This is a genomic window from uncultured Mucilaginibacter sp. (assembly GCF_903913935.1).
GTDB lineage: Bacteria > Bacteroidota > Bacteroidia > Sphingobacteriales > Sphingobacteriaceae > Mucilaginibacter.
The window spans coordinates 1-3,968 of record NZ_CAIWNH010000356.1 but is presented as its reverse complement, the minus strand read 5'-3'; the positions used below and the strand labels follow the sequence as shown (position 1 = coordinate 3,968).

The following is a 3,968-nucleotide window of genomic DNA, read 5'->3' as shown; positions in this document are numbered from 1 at the left end:
TGCCAATTTTCGGATGATAGGAATGGAAGCAGTTTATTCAATTTAATATTCACATCTTCCAATTTTAATAAACATGTTATTATTTTTTAGCCGTTATTTTTGCACCCTTGTTGGCTTTGCCATCATTTTATTGATGTTGTACAAAGCGTTCTCTAACCTTGATGATTTTCAGCCGTTAACCGCCATTGAATATTCAGTACCGGCGATAATTTTCATCGCTATTGCATACAGGTCATATCCTAAAGCTGGAAGGGAAACAAATCAAGCCCAAAAAAGGCAATTAAACTCCTGAGCTGTCTGGTTTTATGGATATTACGGGTTAAATTCTACTCATAAAAGTAGATACGTTTTACACGCTGGGAAATATTAGTTAAAATTTCATAGGGTATTGTGCCGATCTGTTCCGCGAGTGCCTCAATGCGTTGCTGCTCGTTAAAAACAATTACTTCGTCGCCTTCCTTTACGTCAATGTCACTCACATCAAGCATACACATATCCATCGTAATATTGCCAACGGTGGGCACAAGTGTTCCTTTTACCAGCATCTTGCCAACTCCGTTGCCAAATGCGCGTAAATAGCCATCCGCATAGCCGATCCGCACAGTAGCTACCTTCCCATTGTCACCAAGTTTGCCGCTCCGGTTATAACTTATGGTATCTCCATTCGTGATTTTTTTTACCTGCGATACGCTCGTTTTTAAGCTGGCTATAGGTTGCAATCCATTTTCTGTGGCCGGTGTTGCGGCATCTATACCATATAAGCCAATACCAAGCCTTACCATATCATACTGCGCGTTTGGCCACCTCACAATGCCCGAAGTATTGCAAAGGTGCTTGATTACTTTATAACCCAGGGCTTTTTCAATCAGCTTAAACGCTTTTTCGAAATTACGTACTTGCGTTTTAGTGAATTCATCGTGCTCCGCTGCATCGCTGGCTACCAAATGAGAAAATACCGACCTGATGTTTACATACCTGTTTTCTTCAAGCAAATCGCACAGAGTTTCCACTTCAAAATTTTCAAAGCCGAGGCGGTGCATGCCGGTGTCAATTTTTAGGTGGACGGGGTAATCCAACACGTTTTGTTGCCGCGCATATTTAATATAGTCGTCGAACAAGCCAAAACTATAGATCACAGGCTCCAGGTTATATTCGGTCAGTTTGTCAAAGGCTGAAGCTTCCGGGTTCAATACCATTACTGGCAGGGTGATGCCGGTTTTGCGCAAGGCAACGCCTTCGTCAATGTAAGCTACTGCAAGGTAATCGACCTTGTTATACTGCAGGATATTGGCGACCTCAAAAGTACCGCTGCCATAGGAGAATGCTTTCACCATGGCCATTACCTTTACACCCGGCTTTAATTTGCTGCGGTAAAAATTAAGGTTGTTGACCATGGCATTCAGGTTGATCTCCATCACCGTTTCGTGCGCCTTTTGCACCAGTGCACGGCTGATACTTTCGAACTCAAAACTACGTGAGCCCTTTATTAGTATGGTTTCCTCTTTAAAATTAAGGGCGCGGAGATGCTGCACCATCGATGGCGTATCCGGGTAAAAATGTTTAACAGGTATGTCAAAGTCGTCTTGGTATTTGCTGAGCGCTTTGCCTACACCAACAAATTTATTTACATGCTTTGCCTTTATCATTTCGGCCACCTGTTTATAAAGTACATCTGGTTGCAAACCCGATTGGAATATATCAGATAAGATCAATGTTTTTTTGGTGTGCTGGTTTTGCTGGTTCAAAAAATTCAGGGCTATTTCCAGGGATTGTATATCTGAGTTATAGGAATCATCTATTACCGAACAATCATTAATGCCCGTTTTTAATTCAAGCCGCATGCTTACCGGGTTAAGGTGTTCAATCCTGCCATCTGTTTCTGCCGCAGAATAGCCCATAGCCAGCATAACAGCCCAGCAAACAATCGCATTCTCAACAGAGGCTTCATCCGTAAAGGGTATAAGGCATTCAATTTCATCCTCCTTATACCAGGCCCTTAAATAAGTGTTTCTTTTGATAACAGTTTCGCTGAAAACGTACAGATCCGCTTGTTTAAATTTAGTGCTCCATGTAAAACATTCTTTAACGGTGATGGTGCCTGTAAAATTGATCAGTTGTTCGTAATTATGGATGAACAGGCGGCAGTTTTTAAAAAGCAGCAGCTTTTCTTTCACTTTTTCGTCGCGGCTTTCAAAACCTTCATCATGGGCGGTACCGATATGCGTAAGGACGCCGATAGATGGCTGGATGATTTTCTCAAGCCTTACCATTTCCTTACGGGTAGATATCCCTGCTTCAAAAATCCCGAGGTTGTTTTTTTCGTTGATCTGCCATACCGAAAGTGGTACGCCTATTTGCGAGTTATAACTTTTAGGGTTGCGTACAATGTTCTTATCTGTGCATAGCAACTGGTAAAGCCATTCCTTAACAATGGTTTTGCCGTTGCTGCCCGTGATGCCTATTACTTCAAGGTTAAAACTTTCCCTGTGATGTGAGGCCAGCGCTTGCAATGCGCTAAGCACATCCGATACGATCAGGAAGTTGGCTTCGGGCATAATCAGTTCAGGGCCCTCCTTTACTACAAAATTGCGTAGCCCGGCTGCATAAGCTTCGGCAATAAATTCATGCCCGTTGCGGCGGCCGCTCAGCGCGAAAAACAAGCCTTCGGGGGCATTGCTGATCCGCCGGCTGTCGGTGATCAATGAACTGATGTGATACTCTTTTACAATATTGCCGCCGGCTTTAATGATCTGCTGAATTGCCGAAATAGGGTATTGATTACTGGCCATGGTACGAATTTGCTTATATTTCTGCCAATAGAAGAATTTTTAACGAATTTTGGTTTTGATGGAAGAGGCAAAAACGAAAATAATTTTAGACGAAAAGGCTGCTTATACCAAAGCCGAGCATTTTTGCGCCTACCAGGAACGCGCCCAGCAGGAGGTGAGGGATAAACTGTATGAATATGGCCTGCACCAAAACGCTGTTGAAAATATCATCAGTACGCTGATCACTGAAGGGTTTATTAATGAGGAGCGTTTTGCCAATGCCTACGCACGGGGCAAATTTAACCAGAAAGGGTGGGGGAAGATCAAAATAAAACAGGGATTGAAGTTTAAAAAAGTGCCCGACGTTTTGATAAAAAAAGCACTGCAGGGCATACCTTATGACGATTATATCCGGATGCTGCAAAAGGTATTGACCAAAAAAGCCGCCCAGGTTACCGAAAAAAATACCTATAAGCGGAGGTATAAATTACAGCAATACGCGTTAAGCAGGGGGTATGAAGGAGATATTATTGCTGATATTTTGAAGGAATTGGTTGATTAAATTGATTTATTTGGATTAAGATGATGGTTTTTCTTGCTTTTTTTGACAGTATTTTAAATAATTGAAAATATTTATCATTTTTTTTATTCGCCTAAGGTTTTTATTTACAATAACTTAATCAACCTGATCTAACCAGATAAGACGCTCAAGCAACACAAAAACAAAAAAAAGTAAAATTACTACTTGCAGAATATTCATTTCTGGCTATATTTGCACTCCGCTAAGCGAAAAAGAAATTTAAACAAAGCGGAGTTCTTAAAATTGCGAAAGTAGCTCAGTTGGTAGAGCACGACCTTGCCAAGGTCGGGGTCGCGAGTTCGAATCTCGTCTTTCGCTCAAATCCCTTCCACAAGAAGGGATTTATTGTTAAAAGGTTTAATTTCCTTTAATGGAACCATGCTCAGATGGTGGAACTGGTAGACACGCAGGACTTAAAATCCTGTTCCCGTAAACGGAGTGCGGGTTCGATTCCCGCTCTGAGTACAAAACCCTCTAAATAAGAGGGTTTTGTTATTTAAAAGCCGGTTATGTTTTACACCTATATCTTACAATCTACAAAAAGTGGCCGATATTATATTGGGCACACTTCTAATATTGAAGAAAGATTAGAAAGGCATAACACAGGAAAAGTAACAGCC

At 41.6% G+C, this 3,968-nt stretch carries 4 protein-coding genes and 2 tRNA genes; 5 read left to right on the top strand and 1 reads right to left on the bottom strand.

Annotated elements, in window-relative coordinates:
* Nucleotides 1-73: 73 nt before the first annotated feature.
* Nucleotides 74-292 carry a hypothetical protein gene (locus tag QZY09_RS14225; protein ID WP_295673412.1) on the top strand — a complete coding sequence of 73 codons (219 nt, stop codon included), beginning with the start codon at nt 74-76 and terminating at the stop codon, nt 290-292.
* A 34-nt stretch (nt 293-326) separates the two neighbouring features.
* On the opposite strand, the gene QZY09_RS14220 is transcribed toward QZY09_RS14225, so the two are convergent.
* Nucleotides 327-2,789, bottom strand: coding sequence for a bifunctional UDP-N-acetylmuramoyl-tripeptide:D-alanyl-D-alanine ligase/alanine racemase (locus tag QZY09_RS14220; RefSeq protein WP_295673411.1), 2,463 nt, complete (start codon nt 2,787-2,789; stop codon nt 327-329).
* A 58-nt stretch (nt 2,790-2,847) separates the two neighbouring features.
* Here QZY09_RS14220 and QZY09_RS14215 point away from each other — a divergent pair, with 58 nt between their 5' ends.
* The 4 genes from QZY09_RS14215 to QZY09_RS24755 all read left to right on the top strand — a co-directional run.
* Complete coding sequence (locus tag QZY09_RS14215; protein WP_295673410.1) at nt 2,848-3,330, top strand: regulatory protein RecX; 483 nt, start codon at nt 2,848-2,850, stop codon at nt 3,328-3,330.
* A 263-nt stretch (nt 3,331-3,593) separates the two neighbouring features.
* A tRNA-Gly gene (locus QZY09_RS14210) sits at nt 3,594-3,666 on the top strand.
* A gap of 62 nt (nt 3,667-3,728) precedes the next feature.
* Nucleotides 3,729-3,813 (top strand) — tRNA-Leu (locus QZY09_RS14205).
* A gap of 44 nt (nt 3,814-3,857) precedes the next feature.
* On the top strand, nt 3,858-3,968 hold a 111-nt coding region (locus tag QZY09_RS24755), incomplete at its 3' end, for a GIY-YIG nuclease family protein (protein WP_367119222.1).